Origin of the sequence: Pseudanabaena sp. UWO311 (assembly GCF_006937785.1) — a bacterium.
Lineage (GTDB): Bacteria > Cyanobacteriota > Cyanobacteriia > Pseudanabaenales > Pseudanabaenaceae > Pseudanabaena.
The window spans coordinates 277,580-302,706 of sequence record NZ_SJEE01000002.1 but is presented as its reverse complement, the minus strand read 5'-3'; the positions used below and the strand labels follow the sequence as shown (position 1 = coordinate 302,706).

Here is a 25,127-nt window from a genome sequence, read left to right as displayed (position 1 = left end):
ACACCACTAGCTTTTTATGAATCCCCCTGAGCCAAATCCTGCTGATTTAAATGCGATCGCCGCAGATAGCATCCCCCATAGTGACATCAATCCCCAATCGCCACAAAATCTGGGAACGTTTCTTGATCGCCTCTATGGGACGTTATTTTTGCCCCAATTGACTTTTGAGCAGCTCAAGGCAAATCCAAACTTTGCGCAAGCCATGATCGTAATCGCTTTAGTAAATATTCTAGAAACCTTACGCCTCGATCAATTTGCAATTTATCGAATCATTTGGTCAGTGATTAGTGGGTTTATTGGCTGGGTGTTTTTTACTTTTCTGCTCAAGCAATTAGCTAATGTTTTTCAGAAAAAGATCGAGATGCGCGAATTGCTAACCCTGACAGGTTTTGCTAGTTTACCTTGGCTATTTATGGCTCCAGCGCTAAGCCTGCCGCCTCAATTTCGTGTTATTGCAGCGATCGCTGTGCTGATCTGGTTTATCGTTTGGCAAGTATGGAGCGCATCAGTGGCGCTAGGAATTAAAATCTGGAAAACTTTAGCGATCGTGCCTTTAGCAATATTTGGCGGCATAGTTGCCTTAATTTGGCTAGGAAATACCTTTAAGTTGATACTAAGTATTAGCCTGTAATTTTTGTCTCATTATCATAGAGTTTGAGGCGGTGCAAAGCGTCGTCTCAAACTCTATGATTTTTGTTAATAGTTTTTGAAGATTGTGGAAGCGTTAACACTTTAGGGTGGCTCTTCCACAAACCATTTAGGATTGCTATATAGCTATATATTAGATATACATTTGTGTTGGCGTTAGTAAAGTTGAATTGGGATTAACGAAAAATATCTAATTAAAAAATCTTGATTTGGGAAGCTTGATCCCAAACTCCTAAACCAAAACTTACATGATTTCAGCACCAGAACCATCGAATGAAATAGAAAGAGTTTTAGCTCTGTATCAGTGCAATATTTTAGATACTGAGCCAGAACAAGGCTTTGACGAAATTACGAAATTAGCTGCCTATATCTGTCAAACGCCGATCGCTTTAGTAAGCTTAATCGACAAAGAGCGGGTATGGTTTAAGTCAAAAGTCGGAATCAGTGAAATAGAAATACCGAAAAAAATTACTTTTTGTGCACATACAATTCTAAAAGATAGAATTTTTATAATTCCTGACACTTACAAAGACGAGAGATTTGCCAGCAATCCACTGGTAACTGGGCCGCCTAAGATTCGCTTTTATGCGGGAATCCCCATTAAAAATGTAGAAGGCTATCCTTTAGGTACACTCTGCGTAATTGATCGACAACCAAGAGAACTGAGTGCAGACCAAATATCCGCACTCAAATCGCTGGGTCATCAAACAACATATTTGATTGAAACTCGCCGTAGCTTAAACGAAATTAGTCGCTTATCTATACCGAAAACAACCAAACCTGCGGGAAAAAACTTCCTTAAGAAGATCGCATTTTGGACTGGAATTATCGCCTCAATCGTTATTGGGATGGGTGTAATTTCTTATGTAAATCTCAGTAGTTTAAAAGAATCAAATATTGATTTTTTGCAAAAACAAGATGAACTAGAGAAAATCCAGAAACCACTCAATCAAATCCGTGATTTAAAAAATTCAGTAGGAGCATATCTTCTTTTAGGTAATCAAGAAAGTTTAGAGGCATACAAGCTTTTGGCAGCAGAATTGGAGGTTGACATCCTCAAACTTCAGTACTTGAGTCAGAAGAATAGTAGAGAACAGTTAGCTAATCTGGATGGTCAGAAGAGCAGGGTTGACTATCAGGAAACGATCACACTCTTATTAAAACATCTTCGCAAAGGATTGCAAGACTCGAATGAAATTGTTGAGTCTTATCAATCTTCTGGACTAAAACCCACTCAGAAACTAATATTAGAGAAAAGAATTTGGGATGCTGAAGATCTTACTGAAACTGAACTAGAAGAACTAATTAATATTTCTAGGGATGATTTATCGTTGTGGCTTCAAAAAAAGCAATCTTCAACTGCTAATGCTGTTAATATTTCCTTAATTACACTGCTTTCGACTTTAGGCATACTTGGGTTGCTGTTTTATTCTGTCTACAATGAAACACTTACAAGTCGCCGACTAGAAACTAGCCTTAAGCAAGAACGAGATTTTACAGTTACAGTGCTGGATACAGTTGGTGCGCTTGTAATTGTATTAGATATAGAAGGCAAGATAATTAGATTTAATCGTGAATGTGAAAGAGTAACTGGCTATTACTTTGAAGAAGTAAGAAATCAGAATTTTTGCAAGATTTTTCTGCCGCATGAAGAAGCTGCGGTAGTTAGCAAGACCTTTACAAGATTATCTAATGGCAGTTTATCCAATTCCTATGAAAATCATTGGTTAACAAAGAGTGGTAAGCGTCGGCTAATCTCTTGGTCAACTACGGCTGTACTTGAATCAGAAAATAAAATTGCTTTTATCATTGGATCAGGGCTTGACATCACCGATCGCAAACAGGTCGAAGAAGAAGTACGGTTGCAGAATTGGCGATCGATAGTTTTCTCTCAAATCACTCTACGCATTCGTCAATCGTTGAATGTTAGCGAGATCTTAAATACAACTGTTGAAGAAGTAAGAAAGTACCTTAAAGCAGATCGGGTAGTTGTGTATCGATTTGATGGTGAATGGGAAGGTTCAGTTGCAGTTGAGTCAGTGGAGTCACCTTGGATCTCTCTATTGGAAGCCGATATTAGAGATGAGTGCTTTTATCGTGGTCTATGGGAAGATTTTCGACAAGGACGCAAAGTCATAAATGACGATATTCCCAATTCAGATATGTCCGATTGTTATAAAAGATTGATGTCCCAGTGTCAAGTTCAAGCTAACTTAGTCGTGCCGATTTTGGAAAGCGATCGACTTTGGGGGCTACTCATTGTCCACCAATGTAGCGAGACAAGGCACTGGAACAGTTTTGAAGTTAACTTTTTGGCAGAACTTGGTAATCAAGTGGGGATTGCTCTTTACCAAGCTACTTTACTAGCACAAGAAACATTACGCCGAGAGCAACTCTCTCAGCAGAATATTGAACTAGAAAAAGCTCGTCATCAAGCAGAAATAGCAACAAAGATGAAAAGTTCTTTTCTCGCAACTATGAGCCATGAAATTCGCACGCCAATGAATGCGGTACTAGGAATGACAGGTTTGCTTGCTGATACTGAGCTTTCTACTCTCCAGAGAGATTTTGTGGAGACTGTGAGAATTAGTGGCGAAAATCTGTTGACATTAATCAATGAAATTCTTGATTTCTCGAAGCTGGAAGCTCATGAGATGGAATTAGAAGAGATTGATTTTGACCTTAACACCTGTGTTGAGGAAGTAACTGATCTGCTTGCTATGCTTGCTCAGGCAAAAGGGCTAGAGCTTGCGTCACTAGTTCATCAAAATGTGCCTATTTACCTCTGTGGAGATGTTTCGCGTCTCAGGCAGATATTAACCAATCTGGTTAGTAATGCCGTTAAGTTCACTTCAGAAGGCGAAGTAATCGTCAAGGTATCCCTCAAGTCAGAAACTGAATCGATGGCAATCATCGAATTTAGAGTTATTGATACTGGCATTGGTATATCTGCTACATCTCAGAAAAAGCTGTTTCAACCCTTCACCCAAGTCGATGCTTCGACTACACGCAAATATGGTGGTACTGGTTTAGGACTTGCCATTTGTAAACAAATTATCGATCTCATGGGCGGAGAGATTGGGATCGATAGTGAAGAAGGCAAAGGTTCACAGTTTTGGTTTAGGCTACCATTTACGAAGCAGTCTTCCGCCACGATCGCACAGCTTAAACCACGCCAAGAAGCTAATCTAAAGGATGTTCGGATATTGATAGTTGATGATAATGCAACCAATTGCAAAATCTTGTCTTATCAATTAACTGCTTGGCAGATGCGGGTTGATGCATTACAAAATGCCTCTAATGCGATCGCGATTTTGCGAACAGCCGTGGAAGAAGGCGATCGCTATCAATTAGCAATTTTGGACATGCAAATGCCTGATCTTGATGGCGAAATGCTGGGCGCATTGATCAAAGCTGATCCTTTACTGAAAGATCTCAAATTAATTATGCTGACATCTCTAAACCAGCAAGGTGGTATTAGCCGAGTTAAAGAACTAGGGTTTGAGTTTTATCTTATCAAACCAGTAAAACAGTCTCGCTTGTTGGATGTTTTGGTGGAAGTAGTTTCTATAGATACTAAGAGTGAAATTTTTCGCTCTGTGCCATTGATTCAGGAGAATGATTTACCGTTAAAGGCTTCTAAACTTAAAATTTTGATTGCTGAAGATAACCCCATCAATCAAAAAGTGGTTTTACATCAGCTACGTAGTTTTGGCTATGATGCAGATGTCGTAGGCAATGGTCGAGAAGTACTTAATCTCCTAGAATGCATCCACTATGACATCATCCTCATGGATTGCCAAATGCCTGAAATGGATGGATATGAGACAACAAGAGTCATTCGTCAGCTAGATTCAGAAAAGAGCAAAATCGTGATTATGGCGATGACAGCTAATGCGATGAAAGAAGATCGCGATCGCTGCATTGCTTGTGGTATGGATGACTATCTCAGCAAACCCATACGCAAAGAAGATGTCGCTCAAAAATTAGCTGATTGGGAGAAAAAGATTTTTGCTCAGAATGCTATCGCATCTTCTTCGCTTATCCCTTTTGAGGTGGCAACTACGGCAATTATCGATAACATAAATGTTGATACTAATTCCCTAGATCTAAATTCCAATAACTCAGAATCCCTATCATTAATTGACTGGACTTATATAGATAGTATTGCTGATGGTAGCGAAGAGTTTAAAGCTGAAATTCTCCAAACTTTTTTCGAGTCTACTTCGGAAAGCTTAGCGCAACTTGAACAGGCGATCGCTGAGAATAATTACCATAAGATTGCGCAAATTGCGCATTCTATCAAAGGTGCATCAAGTAACTTAGGTATGATTCCAATAGCAGCGATCGCTAATGATTTGCAGCAAGTTGGGGAAAATCAAAAAGAAGAGAACATACAAGAGATGTTTCAGAAAATACAATCTCTATTTTCACAAATTCAAAATTCTCTTTTATCATCCAAATAAATAAAGGCGGCACTTCGTGCCGCCTTTATTTATTTGGGTTTAAAAAACCTGTTCGATTTCATCGATTTCAGGAATCTCTTCTTTCAACTTGCGTTCAATGCCCATTCTCAGGGTCATCGCTGAGCTAGGACAAGATCCACAAGCACCTTGCAAACGCAATCGCACGACTGGGCCCTCGATTTCGACAAGTTCCACATTGCCACCGTCAGACATTAGATAAGGGCGCAGCTCATCTAAAACATTTTCGACATTTTCTGTAGTCAGAGTCAAACTCATATTTTTTCCTGTATTTATCTCAAAACTATAGGCTCAGAGAATGCGGTGCTAAGTGCTGCATTCTCTATAACCATAACTATTACTATCTATGCTAACAGAATAATTGAGAGCTAATGGTTGTGAGATTTAATAAGGAACCAATTCTTTGTGGCGCGGCTTCGCCGCGCCACAAAAAATTGGTTCCTTGTTTTAATTGTTTGGGATTAAGTATCCACAACGATGTTCACCATTAACCATCCAATGTGTGCGTTCTACGGAACAATCCAACACGGTTGCAAACATTTCTAGCTCATGTCCGCACACACTGGGAAAAGACTCAGCCACATGGGCGATCGCACAATTATATTCTGTAAAAATAAAACCTTCTGTCCCTTCTACAGGGAACCATTCCGTCACATAACCTTCACTACGGCGAAGTTCGGCTAATTTTTCTAATCGTTGCTTGAGTGAACCTCCTCCAAGTTGCAATTTATAATTCTGTGCTTTGCGTTGCCACTGCTTTTGTAATACCTCTGATACTTGCTCTTTACCTAAAGTATCAATCAATGTATCTAAAAAATTTACAGCAAATTGGTTATAACTATCAGGAAAGCGATCGCGCCCTGCCGTTGTTAAAGCATAAATAAATTGCGGTCTACCCATACCCAACTGCTCGGCAGTGTGATATATCAGTCCTTCAGTTTCTAGATCCTTTAAGTGCTTACGAATTGCCTGCGGACTAATATCCAGCTTCTCGGCTAAGTCTTGTGCTGTCACCTCTCCACGCTTAAGCAAATGTTGCAAAATATCCTGCTTAGTATCGTTTTTAGCATCATTTCTGTGATCTAGTTTCAGATCTGGTGCACTTGAAACCACGTCAGCGACACTGATGGGAGTTTTCATGAATATTCAGCTCCTGATAACAACTAACTCTTGCGGAGAGGCAAGACACGATTAAATGGCGTAGTTATCAAAAAAATGACTTTGACAACTTGCATGTTGTTAATGTAACCTACAATTAGTAAAGAAACAAGTAAGTTGTTTTATTCAAACAAAGGTAGCGCGAAGCACTAACTTTGCACATCAATTATCAGGAGCCATGACTGACATGACTGCAACGGTTCAAGCACTTGTCAACCAACCATACAAATACGGATTTGTTACATCCATTGAGTCGGACACGATTCCTCGTGGTCTAAGCGAAGATGTCGTCCGCATGATTTCGGCTAAGAAAAATGAGCCAGAATACATGCTGGAATTTCGTCTCAAGGCGTATCGTCAATGGTTAAAGATGCAAGAACCAACATGGGCGCATGTCGAATATCCTGCGATCGATTACCAAAATATCGTTTATTATTCTGCACCCAAGCAATCGAAAAAGAAAGCAAGTCTTGATGAAGTTGATCCTGAGTTACTGGATACTTTTGAGAAATTAGGGATTTCCATTAACGAACAAAAGCGTCTGACCAATGTTGCCGTTGATGTCATTTTTGATAGCGTTTCGATCGCCACAACTTTTAAGAAAGATCTAGCAAAAGTCGGTGTAATCTTCTGCTCGATCACCGAAGCGATGCATGAATATCCTGAACTGATCAAAAAATATCTAGGTAGCGTTGTCCCGATCGCAGACAACTACTATTCAGCTCTAAATGCTGCCGTATTTACCGATGGCTCCTTTGTATACATTCCCAAAGGCGTAAAGTGCCCAATGGATCTGTCCACCTATTTCCGCATTAACAATGGCGATTCTGGGCAATTTGAGCGCACTCTGATTGTTGCTGAAGAAGGAGCCTATGTCAGCTATCTCGAAGGCTGCACAGCGCCAATGTTTGACACCAACCAACTTCATGCAGCCGTAGTCGAGCTAGTTGCCCTCGATGATGCTGAAATCAAATATTCAACCGTACAGAACTGGTTTGCTGGCGATAAAGATGGCAAAGGCGGCATCTATAACTTTGTAACTAAGCGTGGTTTGTGCCAAGGCAAAAACTCGAAGATCTCTTGGACTCAAGTAGAAACTGGTTCCGCAATTACTTGGAAGTATCCCAGTTGCGTATTGGTTGGTGAAAACTCCGTTGGCGAGTTTTACTCTGTTGCTTTAACAAATAATAAGCAACAAGCCGACACTGGCTCGAAAATGGTGCATATCGGCAAAAACACCCGTAGTAAAATTGTTTCTAAGGGTATTTCCGCTGGTGGCTCTCAAAATAGCTATCGCGGCTTGGTCAAAATCTCACCCAAAGCTGAAGGCGCAAGAAATTATTCTCAATGCGACTCAATGCTGATTGGTGATTGCTCTCAAGCGAATACTTTCCCTTATATTCAAGTTCAAAACAATACTGCTAGAGTTGAGCATGAAGCCTCAACTTCTAAAATCGGCGAAGAGCAATTGTTCTATTTTCAACAACGCGGTATCGCAGTTGAAGATGCAGTCTCTATGATCATTAGCGGCTTCTGCAAAGAAGTATTTAATGCATTGCCAATGGAGTTTGCTGTTGAAGCTGATAAGCTCTTGGCTTTAAAGCTAGAGAATAGTGTTGGATAAAGCGATCGCCATTTTGTTCTCGCGATTAAGAGACTACAATCTCTGCTTTTTAAGTGGTATACAATAATTTATATGGAGATAGATATTTTAAATTAGATAGAATTTTTATAGTCAAATCAGCCGTAAAAATTCTGTCTAATATGTAATGTTGATATGAGCAGCTTTCATACACATGCGCGAATAGTTCGTAGAAACGATTTACCATTTCATTACCGCCGATCTGCTTTTCGCTCTTGTATACAAGTTTATCGGTGGCTCATCAGGCAAAAATTTCAAGTAACTTATCTTCGATATAGTAAATTTTTTGGATTTGATGAGAACACATCGGAATCCAATGAGCGACTAAATAAGGCAATAGATGCTTTGGAGACTGAGAGAAACTTATTTCTTGAGCAATTACGTCTGTTTGATAAAAAGCGCATCAAGGAAAAAGTAGGCGGTCGCAGACTACCTTCTAACATAGAAGTTGATTTACTCTATAAAAACATGAAATTTGTAGTTCCTATGGAAGAAGATGAGACTGAAACCGAAAAAAACTTATCTTAGCTATGGAAAGACAGGAGGAAATTTGGCAAGCGGTCGGTAGAATTACAATTAACTATCCACTATTGGAATGTGATAAATGTGCGTTAACCGTAATGCGTTGGCTAAAAAAGCGTGGCATCGAAGCAAAAATACTGCGGTTACGAACCAAACGTCGCAGTGAAAACTTTGTGACAAGCGATCGCTATGGGTTAGACGAATCAATAACTGAAAATGGGACTCATTATGGAGTAGAAGTCATGGGAAAGGTATTTGACAATTTGTCCGCCGAAGGATTGTCTCGTGAAGATTGGATAAAAGATTTTGATTGTCTGAGTGGCGCTTTTGTAGTTGAGGAACTGACTAGTTTGTAATAATTTGTTTGAGAGGTACAAAATGATTGGATTGTTTGAACTTTTGCAGAAAATCGAAAAAAACTCAGGAATGTATTTAGGTCGTCAATCCGTTAGCGATCTATTTATGTTTCTTGCTGGATATGAATTTGCCCGAAGCCAGAGTAATGATGAACTCACCCAAGAAGAAGAAGCGTTTTACAACGAGTTTCAGCCTTGGTTACAAAAAAAAATAGGCGTAAGATCTGTTACTTCATGGGCAAAGCTAATCATGCTGTCCTGTCATGACGAAAAAACAGGTTTTGAAATGTTTTTTAGATTTTTAAGAGAGTTTCAAGTTCGCGATCATGTTGAAGATGTAATCGCAGTTTAATTTTAATTCTTCTTTAGCTTTGTGTTAAAAGAATTGTAAGACATAGTTTCTCGACCTTCTCATATCAATATCTGTCCACTACATACTACAATATTAAATAGCTGTTAAGAGAAATAGAAATGATTGTTGAAAATAGCGAAGTAATTTTATCAGTCAAGAATTTGACTGCGGAAGTTGGTGGAGTCGAGATTTTAAAAGGGCTAAATCTGGAGATTAAGGCTGGTGAAGTTCATGCGATTATGGGGCCAAATGGCTCTGGTAAAAGCACATTCTCGAAAGTGTTAGCGGGACATCCTGCCTATACGGTCACAGGCGGTGAGATTATTTATAAGGGTGAAAACTTATTAGATTTAGCACCAGAAATTAGATCTAGAGAAGGTATATTTTTAGCTTTTCAATACCCATTAGAAATTCCTGGGGTGACTAATTCTGATTTCTTGCGATTGTCCTATAACAACTTGAGAAAACATAAAGGTTTAGAAGAGTTCGATATCATCGATTTTGATGACTTTATCCAAGAAAAGTTAGAGATCGTAGAAATGAATCCTAGTTTCTTGAGTCGCAGTGTTAACGAAGGTTTTTCTGGCGGCGAGAAGAAACGCAATGAGATTTTGCAAATGGCAATTCTCGATCCGACTCTTGCCATTCTCGATGAGACAGATTCAGGTTTGGATATCGATGCATTGCGAATTGTGGCAGGTGGTGTAAATAAGCTCTCAACTCCTCTCAATTCTTCACTAGTGATTACTCACTATCAGCGCTTGCTAAATTACATTATTCCTGATTTTATTCATGTGATGGAAAATGGCAAGATTATTCTCACAGGTGGTAAAGACTTGGCTCTGGAACTAGAAGAAAAGGGCTATGACTGGCTCAAAGAAGAAGAGGCGGTGTTGGTATAATGTCTATTCAAGTTTCTGAACAAGTGGAAGATCAACAGGAGTTGAAGGGCGCATTAAGCACCCGCAGTAAATTGGCTATTGACAGCAAGAAATTTACTTCCCAAGTGATCGGTTTAAACTCTCCGATCGCGATCGCCCAAGACACCGATCAGTTTGTGAGCGAAATTCGCCAATTGGCTAGCGATCGCCTAGCGAGTCTTTCTTTCCCTACGACCAAAGATGAAGAATGGAAATATACGGATGTTTCGTCTTTGGGAAGTCTAACTTTTGCTAATCAACTGGCTAAGCCAGAGGATGTCGAAGCTTTAGTTGCTAAGCATTCAGCGCCTGAAGCTTCAGTCAATCTGATTGTATTTGTGAATGGGCAGTATAGTGAGAAGTTCTCAGATACAAGCGGCGCTTCGCAGGGCTTAGTTCTTGGCACATTGGCAACTCTTGGCGATCGCATTCTGCCAAAGCTGCGATCGCACCTCGCTCAACATCCCGATACGAATGATTATTTTACAAGCCTGAATACAGCTTGTATGCAGGATGTAGCGATTGTAATCGTCCCCAAAAATTTAGTCGTCGAAAAGCCGATCCAGCTTTTGTTTGTATCTGCACCACAGGCTGGCGCAACATTGATAACTCAGCCGCGCTGTTTGGTGATTGCAGAAAGCCATAGTAATTTGACTTTTATTCAAACTTTTGTGGGAATTGATTCTCAAACCTATTTTACTAATACGGTAACAGAAGTTTGGCTAGCAGAAGGTGCAGAGGTCAATCATACCAAGGTGCAATGGCAAGGTGATGAGGCGGTGCATATCAATATGACTGCGATCGCTCAAGCTCGAAATAGTGTCTATAAGAATCAATCGATTAGCATCGGTGCGAAGATCTCTCGCCAGAATTTGATCGTGCATCAAATGGCTGAACAAACGCAAACTTCTCTGACTGGGTTAGCATTTGTCGATGGTGAACAGCACGCGGATACACATTCTGTAATCGCTCACAACTATCCGCACGGATCGAGTAAGCAATTGCACAAGTGCATTGCTGACGGTCGTTCCCATACAGTTTTTAATGGCAAAATCCAAGTTGCGAAGTTAGCTCAACAGACTGATTCCGCCCAGCTAAGCCGCAATCTCTTGTTGTCGCCCAAAGCGCGAGTGGACACTAAACCCCAATTAGAGATTTTTGCAGATAATGTCAAATGCGCTCACGGCGCGACTGTCAGTCAACTCGATGCTGAGGAAATCTTCTATCTCCAAAGTCGAGCGATTGATGCTGAGAGTGCCGCTAACTTGCTAACCTATGCTTTTGCAACCGAGGCGATCAACCAAATTCCGATTGTTTCGGTACAGCGATCGCTTAGTAATTTTGTATTTGAAAAAACAAAAGCCTGAAGCCTAAAAAATAAGAGGCGAGGCAATTGCGTCGTCTCTTATTTTTTTCCTCTATACTTCGCTAAAAATGCTATAAGTCATCGTGTGAAAAATGTTAGGATGCTGAACATCAAGAATGTATCGGGATGAGAAAATTAATGCGTTGGTCTATCGTGCTTATGCTCAGTGCTACATTAGCAGGAGCGAGCGCCCCACTAATTACCACTTCTTCTGACTCAGATATTACTCTGAATGCAAGCCTAGGAAATAACCGAGACAGCCAATCCTTTGATCCACTTACTTATACTCCTATTGATCAAAGGATTGCTAAATTAGAAACTCAATCCAAACAACAAAATTCTGATAGTACCGATACAAATCGTGTTCGTGCTCGTTTAGTAATTGCGGATATTCATCTCAACAACCGCAAGCCTCGCGAAGCGATCGCCGCTCTTGATAAATTGGAAACAGAGTATCCAGTTTTAGCCGATTATGTTTTGCTCAAACGCGCACAGGCTCAAACCCAACTGCGCGATCTCCAAGCAGCAAAAGCAACTTGGGAGCAACTGTTAGCTAAGTTCCCTGATAGTCCTGCATCTGCTGAAGCAATGTTTGCGTTAGGACAAAATCAACAGCTTTTACAAAAATTTCCTGCTCATCCCCGATCGCAAGAAGTCACACTGCGCCTACTAGCCCAAGATCCAAATCGAGTTGATCTGATGGCGCATCTAGCGACTTATTTTAGTGATTACAAAGAGATTGTCCCGATTTTAAATCGTCTAGTGGCTAGTTCACCATCACTCACATCAGACCAATGGTGGGCGATCGCTGATGGCTATTACAATAAGTTTGAATTTGGCAGAGCTGCCAATGCCTACGCTCGTGCAACTGTAAATCCTATAACTGCATACAATTACGCTCGTAGCCTGCATCGTGGCAAACAATTCGACAACGCGATCGCAGCTTATAACCGCGTTGTCCAGCAATTTCCTCAAAGCCCCCAAGCTCCTCGCGCTCTAATTCGGATTACGCAGATTGACTCGCCTGAAGCGGCGATCGCGGCAACCGATCGCATTGTAACAAGCTATCCTGATACCGCAGGCGAAGCCCTAGGCATTAAGGCTGCCATCTTGCAAGATAAACTAGATAGCCCCAAATCCGCAAGCGACGTTCGTAATTTATTGATAAGTCGCTATGGCAGTAGTAATGATGCTGGCGAATTGCGTTGGCGTATTGCTAAAGGTCAAGGGCGTGGCGGACAGATCAAGAATGCGATCGCCACGGTTGATGCATTGATAGCCAATAGTCCTGACAGTACCTCCGCAGCCGAAGCGAGCTTCTGGGCAGGTAAATGGGCTAATCAAATTGGCGATAAAGCTAAAGCTAAGAAGTTTTTTGAGTTTGCGATTCGTCAACACCCTGATTCCTATTTCGCGTGGCGATCGGCGAGTTCTCTTGGATGGAATGTGGGAACCTTCACTACAGCACGTTACGTTGCACCAGCGATCGCAATACCTAGTGCTAGGGTATCTTTGCCAGCAGGTTCGGCGAAACTACAAGAGTTATATATTCTCGGACTAGATCGTGATGCGCAATCTCAATGGTTGACAGAATTGCGTGGTAAGCGAAATCTTGAACCAAAGGAAATCTTTACTGATGGTGTTTTGCGTGTTGCTAATCTAGATAACTTGATTGGAATTAAAACTCTAGAAAGCTTAAATTGGATTGATGTTCCCAATTCTCAAAAAGCCGAAATTGCCCAACTCAAGCAGCATCCCGCATATATACACTCACTCTATCCGTTTCATTACTGGGATATCATCTCAAACTGGTCTCGCGATCGCAAACTCTCTCCAGCTCTCGTCATTGGTTTGATGCGTCAAGAGTCTCGATTTGAAGCTCAAATTCGTTCACGTTCAGGGGCGATCGGTCTGATGCAAATTATGCCAGATACAGGCTCATGGATTGCTAGCAAAAAGGGAGTGAATAGCTATAATCTGGATAGACCTGAAGATAATATCAATTTTGGAACTTGGTATCTGGACTATACTCACAGCCGCTTTAGTGATAACTCCATGCTTGCAGTTGCTAGCTATAATGCAGGCCCTGGTGCGATCGGTAGATGGGTAGAATCAAGAGGCTTGGGAGATCCTGATGAGTTTGTGAATAATATTCCCTACGATGAGACTAGAGATTATGTGTCCAAGGTTTTAGGTAACTATTGGAACTATCTGCGGTTGTATTCTCCTTCAATACAACAACAGATTACAGCCTTAGAACAGCCTAATAATATCAATGCCTCATCTAAGTTCTAAAACTAAAGTCCAAAGTGACTGCTATACGGTCACTTTGCCTCTTGAAGCTTTAAGTTTTTTAAGAACTGATATTATGTGGAAAGAATTCCTGTCATAGCATAGGTCTAGGGCTGGCACGGGGGCGCAGCCCCTACGGTAACCTCTAAATTTTGTGGTAGGGGCAATCCCCCCCGTGGTTGCCCTGCCGCGCTAGCAGCAAGAGGTCTACCATCTCGTTCCACGTAGCATCAGTTAAGAAATAAAAAAAGCCTCGTAGTGCGAGGCTTTTTTTTATTTCTTAGGAGCATCAGGTAATGGCATGATCGGTGCTCCATTCCGTAATTGGAGAATACCTGCAACGACAATCTGATCTTTAGGGTTTAACCCTTCTAATACCTCTTGTTTATTGCCAGTGATTTTCCCAAGCTTAACTGGTTTTTGATTAGCAATTAGAGATTTTCCATCTGTAGGACTAGGCTCTGCAACAAAGATAAAATCTTGACCTCCAAGACGGGAAATTGCCGAAGTTGGCACTAGTACACCAGCACGAGAAGCCCATATCAATCTTGCTCTCACAAACTGATTAGCTTTGAGTTGATTAGTTCCATTATTAAAATTAGCTTTTACCAAAACCGACTGGCTTTGAGGATTAATATTCGGGGAAATAAAAGCGACATTTCCTTTAACAAGAGGCTTATCTTGAGCGTCTAACAACTCCACAGGCATTCCCATTTTTAAGCGAGGAGCATTCTCAACGGGAACCGAAATCTGAACTTCTAATACTTGATTTTGAGTTACAGTCGTTAGTTGGGTTGTGCTACTAACATTGTCTCCAACTTTAATCGGAATATCACCAACAATACCCGCAAAAGGAGCTGTTACCGTATAGAAATCTAGCTGTACTTCTTCCTGCACAGCACTAGCACGAGTTTCTTCAATCCTTGTAGCCGCACTATTAATACTTGCTTGTTGAGCATTCATCTGAGCATCGATCTGACCAAGTTCAGCTCTTGCATTTCTCAAATTATTCGCAACTTCGTCAAGCTTTTGTTTTGTCGTCGCACCCTGTTCTGTCAATTTAGTAAAGCGACTAAATTCCTTTTGATTAAAATCAACACTGGATAAAATCGATTCTTTACGGGCGCGTAATTGCACAAGGGTCGCCCTAGCACTTTCAAAATCTGCCTGAGAAGTTGCCACTGCGGCAACCGATCGCTGCACAACTGCTTGCTGTTTAGCTGGATCAATTCGTAAAATTGGCGCACCAGCTTCTACCCGATCGCCTGCTTTGACATAGATCTCTTGGATATATCCATCGACTCGTGGTTGTAGAGTCACTGATTGGCGCGACTGCAAATTGGCGACATAATCGGAGCTATCGGTGACTGTCCCTGATTCTACAGAGGCGATCGGCACAGGAACAGCGCCAAATCCGTTACCTTTAGGAGCATTAGCAGAGCAAGAAACTAACAACGCACCGATTACAGCGACTAAGCCCTTGCTCAATGATTTATCTAATAGGTTATTCGACAATTGCTGTCTTCGGAATTTATGTTTAATCATGAATATTGGCAAATTCTCGCTGACGTTTCGGTTCTCTTTGCATATAGATGATAGACAACATTGATCATCACTAAATCACCCTGTAGGAGCTATTTCCCTAAAACAAAAAGGTGGAGCAAAGCTCCACCTTTTTGTTTTAGATACCTGCATGTCCCATGGCGATACCAGCAACTAACATCCCAATCACAAGGAATGGTTGAGCGCTGGCTTGATATTTCACGTCATTCTTGAGCGGATCGCGCAAGAAATACATGTCTTGAAATGTAATCTGGGGAATTACTAACAGCACGATTAAACTAGCTAATAGTTGTTCACCAACAGTGACCAAATAAACAGCGATGCCAATTTGGAACACATCGATCGCAGTTGCCGATATCAACGCCGCATTCTGCACGCCAAACATTACGGGTAAAGACTTCAATCCTAATTCGCGATCGCCTTCGACACTTTTGAAGTCATTGACGACAGCAATACCTAAACCCGCAAGGCTATAGAACAGGGTAACGGCTACTACAGTCCAGTTTAGAGTCCCGTAAAGTGCATGACCAGCCCACCAAGGTAGAGCAATATAGCTGGCTCCGAGGGCATAGTTTCCGAGCCAACCATTTTGCTTGAGCTTCAAAGGTGGCGCAGAGTAGATATAGGCAACCAATGAACCACCAAGCGCTAATTTTGTCATGATAAAGTCTGCATGACCTGCGGTGACATCGAGAATTGCTGCTACAGCAATGCCCCCCAGCCACAAAATCCAAATCTGAGCAATGACTTGCTTAAGGGAAATTGCTCCCGATGGAATCGGACGATATGGCTCGTTAATTGCGTCAATTTCGCGATCGTAGTAATCGTTAATGGTCTGGGTATAGCCTGTCAGTAGGGGGCCTGACATGAGCATACAAAGTAGCGATCGAAATACGTTTTCAATCGACCAAGTAAAGTCGCCAGAGGAGGCTGCGCCACAGAGTACACCCCACATCAGGGGTATCCATGTAATTGGTTTCATCAGTTGCAGGCGGATCTTCCAGATTGAAGCGCCTTGTACGTCCGCACCTTTCATTCCGAGCATTTGGCGGGTACGGGCTTCGCGAGACTCGCTCGCTGGTACGTCAGGGGTTGGAGACGACATATTTACAAAAATTTATAGACTTGCGGTTGATTATAGCTTTTAGGCGATCGCACCTTAGTCATAAAGCTCTAAAGAATTTAATTGTTAGTCTAATTTGAAGCTTTTCTAAAGCTGTTAGTGCATTGCTGAAGTGTGTCTAGATATATTAGTCAATTGTTTACTGTTAAGCTAAAATCCGACTAAAAACTATCGGGTTGGACATAGTTTATGAAAAAGTCCATTGAGCCAATAACTTTACTGTTAATTTGGTTTACTTTATCTTTCTTTTCCCGTTTAGGCTCTCCTCTAGTTATTCAGATAATTCTTTGCCAGATGACATCGGTTCAAATAGCGCGTCGAGCAGAAAAAAATCTTGCTCTAACTTTTGGGGACGATCGCGATGATGGATTTAGGGATTTTGTGTTAGCTCGTTGGTTTGATTCAACTAATGGATCGGCTTACACATATTTTAGTTTTCTTGGTCAACGTTTAGGTTTAGTAAATAATTACAAGCCAGATCCAATAGAAGATTACTCTCTCATAATTGAAGATATTCAGCGCAAAATTACCAGTGATCAGTTTGAGCTTTCTGAAAATACTGTCCATCAGCTAAACTCTCGTCAGATCGAATTGAATGAGATTATAGAGGCGATCGCAAATGGTCAAATCATTGAAGATTACCCAAATGATAACGATGAGCCTAGTTATCTGATTTGTGGCTTGACTAGTGCTGGACGAACTATTCATGTGCAATGTAGCTATCCCAGCAGTCCATTGATTAAAATCATGGCTGTATATGAGCCTGATTCTCAGGAATGGAATAGTGATTTTACAATCAAGCGAATTAACGATGAATGATGTTTAAGAACAATTTGTAGAGAAGCGATTAACTTACACGTTAATTAGCGATCGCTATAACTTTGATTTCAGGAACGAAATTATAAATTGACAATACACATCGAAAAATCCATTTTCATCTTTTGTATTCAATTTTTCTATTTCTCTCTGCACGGTGATTTTAGCCCAAGTTTTATTTGAAAATTTCTCGTCAAGTTTCCGAATTACGACATCAAGGGCATCTTTACGATTTTTCTTCAAAAAACCAAGATTTAAATTTAAAGTTTCATTCAAGTCATGATTGATAGATATATCATCGGAATAAATTTTACCGTCAGGACGATATTTGACTAAGTTTTCACAATTTTTATCGCCTTCGATTGGATTGATAATGATTTCGCTATCTCCTTTTTTGGTGTCACAATGTTGGTTTTGAGGACGTGCTCCTTGATTGCCAATACAAGCACCAAGCAAATTTTTATAGTCGAGTTGCTGAGATAAGTATTTGGTTTGAGGTTGCCAATGTTCTATTTTCATTTCATCTAATTTGATGCGGCTCATACAGTAGCAACAGATATATCCTTGCTCTTTTAGTAAATAGTCTCTGAGGTTATCTTTGTCTGAATAGTTGTCATAGTCGGCATTTTCATTTGCACGTTGTTTTGCCCGATGTTCTACAAGAGATCTTGGCTCTGATTGTTTAATGATCTTTTTCATTTCACCTTAGACAGAAAACTAATCAGAGTGTTTGCCTTAACAATTTCTGAGTCGTTATGACCAAGTAAGTCAGACAATTCACGAAGCAATATTTTGGCTTCTTCGATTTGACCATCATCGATTTTATAGAGGCATTCTGTTAGTTTCTCCTGAATTTCTATAGGTCTTTCGGCAACCCCCATTAATTCCGATAAAATTGAGTTGCTATCACGTCCAAAGGTATAGGCATCAGCAGGATATACTTGAAAATCTTCAACAATGAATACGTTTTCTTTTTTGACGTTGCTAAGAACTTGAGGAGAGTGGGTTGTCACAATAAACTGACAGTTAGGAAAAGTACTGGTAAGGCGTGAAATAATATCGCGTTGCCATTGAGGATGTAAATGTAATTCGATTTCATCAATTAGAATAATTCCTTCACCTTCTAATGCATTTTTTGTAGGATTTGGATTAGCGATCGCCAATCTTCTCGCAATATCAGCGACCATCACCAACAGATTTTTCTCGCCATCAGAAAGCTGATTAAACACTAGCTCATGATCTTGCTTTTTAAGGACAATCTGCATACGCGATCGCTTAACCTTGAGGTCTGTATAATCAGGTAATATTGATGTAACTGCTTCCCTAACTAAATTCAATTGATAGTCTTGATAATCAAGATTACCATCTAGTCTTATCTCCTGTTCTAAATCTTCGTTATTTTTAAACCATCCGAAAAAAGTTGCAAAATCAATACTGTACTGATTAATAGCATCTGTGTAACAGTGAATTTGCGATAATTTAGCTACATTGGGAGACAAAGGATCATTCCCAGAAAGCCTGTAGCTTGTAACAGATCTTTTAGTAGAATAACAAACAAAAATTGGAATACTTTTGTTAGGATTGTTATTTATTTGACTACTAATAAATATTTTAAAACTTTCTACATCACTCAAGTTGCTACGTTGAAAGTCCTTTTGAGGTTCTTCACTACTTGAAGGATAGGCGAAACAGTATAGTAGTTTAATATCTCTAGAAAATGCTTGGTTAAATTCTGAATAGGAAATTGTTAATTCATTTATGGTTTCTTGAAAACCGTTGGAAATGTCATTTTCTCCAAAGCCGTTCATACCCCAAGCATCGGAGTTCTTTGCATTTCTAATACTACGCATTAATGGATGAATTAGCTCAAATAATAAGTTGTCTAAACAATCTATAACACTTGATTTGCCTGAGCCATTCACACCAATAAAAACAGCAAGATTTGATGGAAAATCTATAGTGATATCTTTGAATCCCCTAAAGTTTTGCATCCGCAACTTTTCTATATGCATAGCTGCTTTACACTAATAAACTTAATTTTCTATTCATTGTAGCGACATCCGAGAAAAATTAGACTAAATCACCTGAAATTAACTTTGCATGTTTAGTAGATTTCTTGAAAGGTGGTAAGTTAAGGTAAAGCTAACATATTACTGAGATTCTAGCTTTGATATAGTAGTTATAACTTATTGGCAAAAAACTATGAGTATTCAAGAACTTGAAACAGCGATAAAAAAGCTATCTGTTAAGGAATTAGCTAACCTAACAACATGGCTGATAGATTACCATGAGCAAATATGGGATCAGCAAATAGAAGAAGATCTTGATTCTGGAAAGCTCGATCAATTATTAGATGAGATTGATAGCGAGTATGAAGCAGGGCTAGCCAAAAGTTTATGAATCACCTGACTCTGCCTAGATTTTGGCAAGCATATAACAAACTTCCCAAAGACATCCAAGCACTCGCCGATAAAAATTATGAATTGTTGAAAAACAATCCTTTACATCCATCGCTTCACTTTAAGAAAGTTGGCAAGCGTAAAAAATTATGGTCTGTGAGGATCACCGATAATTATCGAGCACTTGGACTCGAAAAGCCAGAAGGTATTGTATGGTTTTGGATTGGCACACATAGCGATTATGATGCGATCCTAGATCAGTAAGGGTTGAACGATATTTAACATTAGTCAATCTAAAAATATTATGACGTTAGTAGTTACTGCTGAACCAGTTCCACTCAAAACCGATACCGATGGCGTAGTGCGCGTTGGCAAAACTCGCGTCACCCTTGATACAGTCATCAAAACCTTTCAAAATGGTGCAACGGCTGAAGAAATTGTTTATCGTTATCCATCCCTGAAACTAGCCGATGTCTATACCACCATTAGCTTTTACCTCAATCATCAACAAGAAGTCGAAACATATTTACAGCAAAGGCAAAATCAAGCGCAAATAATCCGCAAAATGAACGAGGCAAAATTTGATCCTCAAGGATTACGCGACAGATTAATTGCACGTCAGGTAGAGCAAGCTTCATGAAGTTTCTAACTGATGAAAACATCGAAATCAACTATAGACCCATCAGAATGCGTAATCGGTCTTCTACATCCGCAAACGACTGAGTAGATAAAGATCCTAAGCGCTTATCTAACCTCTCTACAGAAATCGATCGCACATCTTCACACTTAATAAAACTCTTCACCTTCAAACCTCCGTCTGGAGGATTAACCTCCACATGAAAAGGAATTGATTTATCCTTTGAAGTGATAGGAACAACAACCACTAATCCAGCAGATCCCTGATTGAACAAATCTACAGAAACTACCAAACAAGGACGTTTCCCCGCTTGTTCGTGACCTCTCACGGGATTAAGATCTGCTAACCATACCTCTCCCCTTGCAATCTTTTGAGGCATTAATCATCAATCCCGTCAGCTAAAGTTTGCTCCCACTCCTGACGCTCATTAAGCTCATCTTGCCACAATAACTCGTTTTTCCTTAAAGCCGTAAAAGCCTGATTCGCTTGTAAAAGAAACAACTGTCTGCGATATTGCTCCACTGCTTTATCCAGCAAAGTTTGAAAATTATCACCAGACTGTTGAGAAAGTCTTAAAAGAACCTCATGAGTATTCTTGTTTATAGTTATAGCGATTTCAGACATAGCTAAACCTTAAAAATCTATACTTAATTTTAGCAAATATTACGATGATACTTGTAAGTTATCTGATGAATTACATCTTACCTAGAGAACTGGGAATTATCCTCGACTCTAGTACAGCCTTCACGATGAAAAATGGTAACAAGCGATCGCCTGATATTTCCTTTGTATCTAGAGACAAGTTAAAAGGCTTAACTGAATTGCCCGATGGCTTTTTAGATGGCGCACCTGATTTAGAGATCGAGGTTCTCTCACCTAACAACACGATCGCTGAAATCGATCAAAAAATTGTGGAATATTTCGAGAATGGCTCACGCTTAGTTTGGGTGATCAATCTAAAATCACGTTATGGCCTAGTCTATCGCTCAGCACAAGAACCCGATCGCTTACTCAAGCAGTCAGATTCTTTAGATGGAGAAGATGTTATTGCTGGTTTTACAATGCCGTTGTCTGAACTATTTCAAAAGATATCATTTTAAATTGCTCTCTTCCCACCAGCCGCTATCTGTTCTGCTTTAACGATCAAACCATCTTGAATCCGAATGATACGGCGAGTTCTTTCTGCAACATCATGCTCATGGGTAACCAGAACGATCGTAATTCCCTGTGAATTTAATTCTCCTAATAATTCCATGACCTCATGGGATGTTTGCGTATCGAGAGCTCCCGTTGGTTCGTCAGCCAGAATTAACGCAGGACGATTGGCTAAGGCCCGAGCGATCGCAACTCGTTGCTGTTGACCGCCTGATAGTTGATTTGGACGGTTAGACAAGCGATCGCTAAGTCCGACTTTAGTTAATGCTTCAGTGGCGAGGCGATGACGTTTCTCTTTGGGGATATTGGAATAAATCATTGGCAGCATTACATTCTCGATCGCTGTTGAGCGCGAGAGTAAATTAAACTGCTGAAACACAAACCCAATCCGCCGATTGCGAATAAAGGCTAGTTCATCATCGTTATAGGTCGTTAATTCGCGATCTTCGAGATAGTATTTGCCAGACGTAGGGCGATCGAGACAGCCAATAATATTCATCAGTGTTGATTTGCCAGAGCCCGACATTCCCATAATGGCGGCATATTCTCCTGACTTAATCTCTAAATCAATACCTTTAAGAATTGGCACATCAACTTCACCAAGGCGATATGCTTTACGGATATTTTCTAATCGAATCATTTTGTTAATCACTTAAGTTGTGTTTGGGAAAGAGCAACCCGAAAGATAGCGCTTTCTCATGAGTTATACCAATCCACAGAAGTGTGGCAACACTTTTGTGGATTAAAAACCAAACCCTGCAAGGGTTTTAAAAACACAAAATAGCTACGCCATTTTGTGTTTTGATATTAATCACTTCTGAGAGCTTGAATAGGATCTAACTTAGCGGCACTCCTCGCAGGAATTACTCCAGCAACTAAGCCCACCATCATTGATAACCCGAAACCTGCTGCCACTGACCAAAGCGAAATCAGAAATGGAAATTGAAAAATTGTCGCCGAAGTATAGGCGATCGCAACACCTAGCCCAATACCAACTACACCGCCAAGTCCAGACACTAAAATCGCTTCGGTAAGAAACTGATTAAGAATCGCCGATCGCGTTGCCCCTAATGCTTTGCGGACACCGATTTCGCGGGTACGTTCTACCACCGAAACTAGCATGATATTCGCAATGCCGATGCCGCCAACGATTAGAGATATGGCTGCGATCGCGCCGACCATGAGCGTCAGCAAGCCGACAATATTTGTAAAGGCGCTCACGATATCTGTCTGGTTGACAATCCGAAAGTCATCAGGCTGTGGCGGATAAATTTTGTGCCGTAGACGCAACAGATTAGTCAATTGGAATTGTGCAGCTTCAAGCTCTGTCTCATCAAGGGCTTGCACCCAAAATCCACTGACAGATATACCCTGCAAAGCATTATTTCCTACCAGTCGCGCCGACATATTCTTGAGTGGAATAAATACGCGATCGTCCTGATCGAAGCCGCCAGAAGCGCCTTTTGATTCCATTACGCCGATCACTTGATATTGCTCGCCTTGAATGCGAATCCTCTCGCCGATCGCATTACTACTACCAAACAAATCCGCACGAACTTTAGAGCCAAGCACTACCATTGATTTCGCATTATCAATGTCTTCCTGTTCAAAATATCTTCCTTCCGTTGGGAAAGTATTGCGGAGTGGTGAATAGTTAACATCTGTCCCGATTACCGTTGTTGAGGTGTTTTGACCGCTATAGGAAACCTGCCTAGTACGCTGTAAATATGCAGACACCAACTTCACCGCAGGTGCTTTTGCCACAGCTTGAGCATCTTCTAAAGTCAAGGTGGAAGCCGAACCACCACCTTGACTAATGCCACCTGTTCGCGCTGAGCCAGTCAGGACATTAATTGAATTTGTGCCAAGGGCTTGTAACTGACTTTCCGTCGATTTTTGAATGCCTTGTCCAATTGATGTAATCGCAATCACGGCGGCAATGCCAATGATTACTCCCAGCATAGTCAACGCAGTTCGTAAACGATTATTCCAAAGAGACTCCGCTGCCATGGTCAGAATTTCAGCAAATGGAACCTTAGCAACTTGAAGGCGCGGTTTTGCTAATGGCTTTGACTTTTGCATAAATTTATCGCACTTTCTTAATTACAAACCAGATCTTGATTACATCGCTTTGAGTTCAAATCCGAATCTCACAAAACCTTTAAGGTTTTGTGAGGTTTATTAACTACGACTTCGTTGAGGAGAAGGCGATAGTCCTGGAATACCTCTAGGTTCGGTTTTCGGACGTGAACCTTCAGGAAAAGAGATAAAAATTTTCTCATTGCCAGTTAAACCCGATTTAACTTCTGTTTTATCATCGACAGTTAGCCCTGTTTCAATTGGTGTGAATATAGGAGTTTCACTTTGAGCTGTCTTAACATATACACCAGTCAAACCCTTCTCTCTGACGATCGCAACTGTTGGCACAACCAGCACATTCTTTAATTCACCAGCCTTAAACTCTAAGCTGGCGTTCATACCCGATCGCAACATTTGCTTATCTTGGGAGGTGATTTCAGCTTTCACTTCAAAACTCGTGACGTTTTGGCTAACGATCGCTTGCGGCGAGATGGAGACGACACGACCATTAAACTTTTTATTAGGATAAGCATCGACTTGTAAGGTAACTGTTTGCCCAACCTTAATTTGAGCAATATTCGCCTCAGCGACATTGGCGACAACTTGATTATTGCTAGCAAGAGCAAGAATCGAAGAAGCTGTTGCTGAACTCACCGCACTTCCTGAGGTTGTCGGGGTCACAAATGCGCCTGGATCAGCATATTTTCTAACTACCACCCCATCAAAAGGAGCGCGAATGATTGTATCTTCTAGCTGAGCTTGCACGTTTTGCAAAGATCCTGCGGCAGCAACAACTTGCGCCTCTGCGCGATCGATTTCTTCAGGACGTGAGCCTGCCTGTTGCAAAGATAATGCCTCTCGTGCTTGCGTAACTCTGGCGCGATTAGCTTCCATTGTCGTTCTTGACGCATCCAGATCCCGTGATGCGATCGCCCCATCCTTATACAGCTGTTGATTTTGGCGGTAGACGATTTCTGATTGCTCTAGCGTCGCTTGGGCATTAGTTAAATTTGCTTGGGCTTGAGAAATATCTTGAGGACGATTGCCTGCTCTTAATAGATCGAGGCTTGCCTGAGCCGCCGCCAAATTTCCATCAGCTTGAGTAATTTGCCCTAAAGTATTGGACTCATCCATATAGGCAAGGATTTGCCCTGTCCGCACATTTTCACCTTCTTTGACTAGTAAGCTCTTGAGTCTGCCAGAGCTTTTTGGACTAACATTAATCGACTTTTCGGGCTGAATTGTCCCATTTGCCGTAACGATAATGGGTAAATCCGTACGCTTAATCGATACTGTGCGATCGCGTTTACGAGTTGATTGATTATTGGCAGGTGCAATTAACTGGGTATAGGCATAGTAACCACCACCGCCAACAGCCACAAGAATTAGGAAGATGGCAATACGCCATCTCCATTTGCCCATAAACTTTTTTTTAGGGCGATCAAGTTCATCAGGGAAATCGGATAGATCATCGGCAATATCCACCTCCCTTGGTTCTAGCTCTTTTTCTGATTGCATGAAAGTTCCGTCAATGGTTTAGTGGGTTTAGACTCTTATACGCGATTAAATGTTCACTTCGGAAAAACATACTAATTGTTTAATTGTGAAATTCAAA

The 25,127-nt window shown here is 40.9% G+C and carries 25 protein-coding genes; 14 read left to right on the top strand and 11 right to left on the bottom strand.

The window, feature by feature from the left end:
• Positions 1-16: 16 nt before the first annotated feature.
• Positions 17-631, top strand: coding sequence for a Yip1 family protein (locus PseudUWO311_RS03210; protein ID WP_142653628.1), 615 nt, complete (start codon positions 17-19; stop codon positions 629-631).
• A gap of 265 nt (positions 632-896) precedes the next feature.
• Positions 897-5,114 carry a response regulator gene (locus tag PseudUWO311_RS03205; protein ID WP_142653627.1) on the top strand — a complete coding sequence of 1,406 codons (4,218 nt, stop codon included), beginning with the start codon at positions 897-899 and terminating at the stop codon, positions 5,112-5,114.
• Positions 5,115-5,153: 39 nt separating this feature from the next.
• Here the strand turns inward: PseudUWO311_RS03205 and PseudUWO311_RS03200 are convergent, their stop codons facing one another.
• Together PseudUWO311_RS03200 and sufR are read right to left on the bottom strand one after the other, a co-directional pair.
• Positions 5,154-5,390: a NifU family protein gene (locus tag PseudUWO311_RS03200; protein WP_103670054.1), complete on the bottom strand. Its 237-nt coding sequence runs from the start codon at positions 5,388-5,390 to the stop codon at positions 5,154-5,156.
• Between the two features lie 189 nt (positions 5,391-5,579).
• Positions 5,580-6,272 (bottom strand): iron-sulfur cluster biosynthesis transcriptional regulator SufR, encoded by a 693-nt coding sequence (gene sufR, locus PseudUWO311_RS03195; RefSeq protein WP_142653626.1) that lies wholly within the window; start codon positions 6,270-6,272, stop codon positions 5,580-5,582.
• 205 nt (positions 6,273-6,477) lie between these two features.
• Here sufR and sufB point away from each other — a divergent pair, with 205 nt between their 5' ends.
• The 7 genes from sufB (at position 6,478) to PseudUWO311_RS03160 (ending at position 13,743) form a co-directional block, all read left to right on the top strand.
• Positions 6,478-7,914 carry a Fe-S cluster assembly protein SufB gene (gene sufB / locus PseudUWO311_RS03190; RefSeq protein ID WP_103670052.1) on the top strand — a complete coding sequence of 479 codons (1,437 nt, stop codon included), beginning with the start codon at positions 6,478-6,480 and terminating at the stop codon, positions 7,912-7,914.
• 153 nt (positions 7,915-8,067) lie between these two features.
• Positions 8,068-8,460 carry a hypothetical protein gene (locus tag PseudUWO311_RS03185; protein WP_142653625.1) on the top strand — a complete coding sequence of 131 codons (393 nt, stop codon included), beginning with the start codon at positions 8,068-8,070 and terminating at the stop codon, positions 8,458-8,460.
• 2 nt (positions 8,461-8,462) lie between these two features.
• Positions 8,463-8,810 carry a papain fold toxin domain-containing protein gene (locus tag PseudUWO311_RS03180; RefSeq protein ID WP_103670050.1) on the top strand — a complete coding sequence of 116 codons (348 nt, stop codon included), beginning with the start codon at positions 8,463-8,465 and terminating at the stop codon, positions 8,808-8,810.
• A 22-nt stretch (positions 8,811-8,832) separates the two neighbouring features.
• The gene (locus PseudUWO311_RS03175; RefSeq protein WP_103670049.1) at positions 8,833-9,162 is read left to right on the top strand and encodes a hypothetical protein; all 330 of its coding nucleotides are present in this window, start codon (positions 8,833-8,835) and stop codon (positions 9,160-9,162) included.
• A 119-nt stretch (positions 9,163-9,281) separates the two neighbouring features.
• Entirely contained in the window at positions 9,282-10,064 is a 783-nt protein-coding gene (gene sufC, locus PseudUWO311_RS03170; RefSeq protein ID WP_142653624.1) for a Fe-S cluster assembly ATPase SufC, read from the top strand.
• Positions 10,064-11,449 (top strand): Fe-S cluster assembly protein SufD, encoded by a 1,386-nt coding sequence (gene sufD / locus PseudUWO311_RS03165; protein ID WP_142653623.1) that lies wholly within the window; start codon positions 10,064-10,066, stop codon positions 11,447-11,449. The genes sufC and sufD overlap by 1 nt, the downstream gene beginning before the upstream one ends.
• 137 nt (positions 11,450-11,586) lie before the next feature.
• On the top strand, positions 11,587-13,743 hold the full coding sequence (locus tag PseudUWO311_RS03160) for a transglycosylase SLT domain-containing protein (RefSeq protein ID WP_142653622.1): 2,157 nt from the start codon (positions 11,587-11,589) through the stop codon (positions 13,741-13,743).
• 270 nt (positions 13,744-14,013) lie between these two features.
• Here PseudUWO311_RS03160 and PseudUWO311_RS03155 read toward each other — a convergent pair whose 3' ends face one another.
• Complete coding sequence (locus PseudUWO311_RS03155) at positions 14,014-15,285, bottom strand: efflux RND transporter periplasmic adaptor subunit (protein WP_223807427.1); 1,272 nt, start codon at positions 15,283-15,285, stop codon at positions 14,014-14,016.
• 136 nt (positions 15,286-15,421) lie between these two features.
• Positions 15,422-16,408 carry a chlorophyll synthase ChlG gene (gene chlG / locus PseudUWO311_RS03150; RefSeq protein WP_142653621.1) on the bottom strand — a complete coding sequence of 329 codons (987 nt, stop codon included), beginning with the start codon at positions 16,406-16,408 and terminating at the stop codon, positions 15,422-15,424.
• A gap of 207 nt (positions 16,409-16,615) precedes the next feature.
• On the opposite strand from chlG, the gene PseudUWO311_RS03145 reads away from it, so the two are divergent.
• Positions 16,616-17,245 carry a DUF4258 domain-containing protein gene (locus PseudUWO311_RS03145; RefSeq protein WP_223807426.1) on the top strand — a complete coding sequence of 210 codons (630 nt, stop codon included), beginning with the start codon at positions 16,616-16,618 and terminating at the stop codon, positions 17,243-17,245.
• Positions 17,246-17,299: 54 nt separating this feature from the next.
• Here PseudUWO311_RS03145 and PseudUWO311_RS03140 read toward each other — a convergent pair whose 3' ends face one another.
• Together PseudUWO311_RS03140 and PseudUWO311_RS03135 are read right to left on the bottom strand one after the other, a co-directional pair.
• A complete protein-coding gene (locus PseudUWO311_RS03140; RefSeq protein ID WP_142653620.1) occupies positions 17,300-17,941 on the bottom strand; it encodes a retron system putative HNH endonuclease in 642 nt (213 codons plus the stop codon).
• Complete coding sequence (locus PseudUWO311_RS03135; protein ID WP_142653619.1) at positions 17,938-19,254, bottom strand: AAA family ATPase; 1,317 nt, start codon at positions 19,252-19,254, stop codon at positions 17,938-17,940. The genes PseudUWO311_RS03140 and PseudUWO311_RS03135 overlap by 4 nt, the downstream gene beginning before the upstream one ends.
• Positions 19,255-19,444: 190 nt before the next feature.
• On the opposite strand from PseudUWO311_RS03135, the gene PseudUWO311_RS03130 reads away from it, so the two are divergent.
• From PseudUWO311_RS03130 to PseudUWO311_RS03120, 3 genes are read left to right on the top strand one after another with little or no spacing between them, the layout of a single operon-like run.
• The gene (locus tag PseudUWO311_RS03130; RefSeq protein WP_142653618.1) at positions 19,445-19,642 is read left to right on the top strand and encodes a hypothetical protein; all 198 of its coding nucleotides are present in this window, start codon (positions 19,445-19,447) and stop codon (positions 19,640-19,642) included.
• A complete protein-coding gene (locus tag PseudUWO311_RS03125) occupies positions 19,639-19,905 on the top strand; it encodes a hypothetical protein (protein ID WP_142653617.1) in 267 nt (88 codons plus the stop codon). Before PseudUWO311_RS03130 ends, PseudUWO311_RS03125 begins: the two co-directional genes overlap by 4 nt.
• A 40-nt stretch (positions 19,906-19,945) precedes the next feature.
• Positions 19,946-20,281: a DUF433 domain-containing protein gene (locus tag PseudUWO311_RS03120; protein ID WP_142653616.1), complete on the top strand. Its 336-nt coding sequence runs from the start codon at positions 19,946-19,948 to the stop codon at positions 20,279-20,281.
• Between the two features lie 31 nt (positions 20,282-20,312).
• Here the strand turns inward: PseudUWO311_RS03120 and PseudUWO311_RS03115 are convergent, their stop codons facing one another.
• Entirely contained in the window at positions 20,313-20,657 is a 345-nt protein-coding gene (locus tag PseudUWO311_RS03115) for a type II toxin-antitoxin system PemK/MazF family toxin (RefSeq protein WP_142653615.1), read from the bottom strand.
• Positions 20,657-20,902 carry a toxin-antitoxin system protein gene (locus PseudUWO311_RS03110; RefSeq protein WP_142653614.1) on the bottom strand — a complete coding sequence of 82 codons (246 nt, stop codon included), beginning with the start codon at positions 20,900-20,902 and terminating at the stop codon, positions 20,657-20,659. The genes PseudUWO311_RS03115 and PseudUWO311_RS03110 overlap by 1 nt, the downstream gene beginning before the upstream one ends.
• Before the next feature lie 44 nt (positions 20,903-20,946).
• Between PseudUWO311_RS03110 and PseudUWO311_RS03105 the strand changes: the two genes are divergently transcribed.
• Entirely contained in the window at positions 20,947-21,378 is a 432-nt protein-coding gene (locus PseudUWO311_RS03105; protein ID WP_263402892.1) for a Uma2 family endonuclease, read from the top strand.
• Here the strand turns inward: PseudUWO311_RS03105 and PseudUWO311_RS03100 are convergent.
• The 3 genes from PseudUWO311_RS03100 to PseudUWO311_RS03090 form a co-directional block, all read right to left on the bottom strand.
• Positions 21,375-22,073, bottom strand: coding sequence for an ABC transporter ATP-binding protein (locus tag PseudUWO311_RS03100; RefSeq protein WP_142653613.1), 699 nt, complete (start codon positions 22,071-22,073; stop codon positions 21,375-21,377). The two genes, PseudUWO311_RS03105 and PseudUWO311_RS03100, sit on opposite strands and share 4 nt — an antisense overlap.
• A 167-nt stretch (positions 22,074-22,240) precedes the next feature.
• Positions 22,241-23,515 (bottom strand): ABC transporter permease, encoded by a 1,275-nt coding sequence (locus tag PseudUWO311_RS03095; RefSeq protein WP_142653612.1) that lies wholly within the window; start codon positions 23,513-23,515, stop codon positions 22,241-22,243.
• A gap of 99 nt (positions 23,516-23,614) precedes the next feature.
• Entirely contained in the window at positions 23,615-25,030 is a 1,416-nt protein-coding gene (locus tag PseudUWO311_RS03090; RefSeq protein WP_142653611.1) for an HlyD family secretion protein, read from the bottom strand.
• Positions 25,031-25,127 lie beyond the last annotated feature (97 nt).

What these genes read in the sequence shown, in the direction of transcription:
- PseudUWO311_RS03160 (WP_142653622.1), top strand. Translation starts at nt 11,587, where the DNA reads ATGCGTTGGTCTATCGTGCTTATGCTCAGTGCTACATTAGCAGGAGCG.
- PseudUWO311_RS03125 (WP_142653617.1), top strand. Translation starts at nt 19,639, where the DNA reads ATGAATCACCTGACTCTGCCTAGATTTTGGCAAGCATATAACAAACTT.
- PseudUWO311_RS03180 (WP_103670050.1), top strand. Translation starts at nt 8,463, where the DNA reads ATGGAAAGACAGGAGGAAATTTGGCAAGCGGTCGGTAGAATTACAATT.
- PseudUWO311_RS03155 (WP_223807427.1), bottom strand. Translation starts at nt 15,285, where the DNA reads ATGATTAAACATAAATTCCGAAGACAGCAATTGTCGAATAACCTATTA.
- PseudUWO311_RS03095 (WP_142653612.1), bottom strand. Translation starts at nt 23,515, where the DNA reads ATGCAAAAGTCAAAGCCATTAGCAAAACCGCGCCTTCAAGTTGCTAAG.
- PseudUWO311_RS03120 (WP_142653616.1), top strand. Translation starts at nt 19,946, where the DNA reads ATGACGTTAGTAGTTACTGCTGAACCAGTTCCACTCAAAACCGATACC.
- PseudUWO311_RS03140 (WP_142653620.1), bottom strand. Translation starts at nt 17,941, where the DNA reads ATGAAAAAGATCATTAAACAATCAGAGCCAAGATCTCTTGTAGAACAT.
- PseudUWO311_RS03210 (WP_142653628.1), top strand. Translation starts at nt 17, where the DNA reads ATGAATCCCCCTGAGCCAAATCCTGCTGATTTAAATGCGATCGCCGCA.
- sufB (WP_103670052.1), top strand. Translation starts at nt 6,478, where the DNA reads ATGACTGCAACGGTTCAAGCACTTGTCAACCAACCATACAAATACGGA.
- sufD (WP_142653623.1), top strand. Translation starts at nt 10,064, where the DNA reads ATGTCTATTCAAGTTTCTGAACAAGTGGAAGATCAACAGGAGTTGAAG.
- PseudUWO311_RS03100 (WP_142653613.1), bottom strand. Translation starts at nt 22,073, where the DNA reads ATGATTCGATTAGAAAATATCCGTAAAGCATATCGCCTTGGTGAAGTT.
- PseudUWO311_RS03135 (WP_142653619.1), bottom strand. Translation starts at nt 19,254, where the DNA reads ATGCATATAGAAAAGTTGCGGATGCAAAACTTTAGGGGATTCAAAGAT.
- PseudUWO311_RS03105 (WP_263402892.1), top strand. Translation starts at nt 20,947, where the DNA reads ATGATACTTGTAAGTTATCTGATGAATTACATCTTACCTAGAGAACTG.
- PseudUWO311_RS03130 (WP_142653618.1), top strand. Translation starts at nt 19,445, where the DNA reads ATGAGTATTCAAGAACTTGAAACAGCGATAAAAAAGCTATCTGTTAAG.
- chlG (WP_142653621.1), bottom strand. Translation starts at nt 16,408, where the DNA reads ATGTCGTCTCCAACCCCTGACGTACCAGCGAGCGAGTCTCGCGAAGCC.
- PseudUWO311_RS03090 (WP_142653611.1), bottom strand. Translation starts at nt 25,030, where the DNA reads ATGCAATCAGAAAAAGAGCTAGAACCAAGGGAGGTGGATATTGCCGAT.
- PseudUWO311_RS03205 (WP_142653627.1), top strand. Translation starts at nt 897, where the DNA reads ATGATTTCAGCACCAGAACCATCGAATGAAATAGAAAGAGTTTTAGCT.
- PseudUWO311_RS03200 (WP_103670054.1), bottom strand. Translation starts at nt 5,390, where the DNA reads ATGAGTTTGACTCTGACTACAGAAAATGTCGAAAATGTTTTAGATGAG.
- sufC (WP_142653624.1), top strand. Translation starts at nt 9,282, where the DNA reads ATGATTGTTGAAAATAGCGAAGTAATTTTATCAGTCAAGAATTTGACT.
- PseudUWO311_RS03175 (WP_103670049.1), top strand. Translation starts at nt 8,833, where the DNA reads ATGATTGGATTGTTTGAACTTTTGCAGAAAATCGAAAAAAACTCAGGA.
- PseudUWO311_RS03115 (WP_142653615.1), bottom strand. Translation starts at nt 20,657, where the DNA reads ATGCCTCAAAAGATTGCAAGGGGAGAGGTATGGTTAGCAGATCTTAAT.
- PseudUWO311_RS03145 (WP_223807426.1), top strand. Translation starts at nt 16,616, where the DNA reads ATGAAAAAGTCCATTGAGCCAATAACTTTACTGTTAATTTGGTTTACT.
- sufR (WP_142653626.1), bottom strand. Translation starts at nt 6,272, where the DNA reads ATGAAAACTCCCATCAGTGTCGCTGACGTGGTTTCAAGTGCACCAGAT.
- PseudUWO311_RS03185 (WP_142653625.1), top strand. Translation starts at nt 8,068, where the DNA reads ATGAGCAGCTTTCATACACATGCGCGAATAGTTCGTAGAAACGATTTA.
- PseudUWO311_RS03110 (WP_142653614.1), bottom strand. Translation starts at nt 20,902, where the DNA reads ATGTCTGAAATCGCTATAACTATAAACAAGAATACTCATGAGGTTCTT.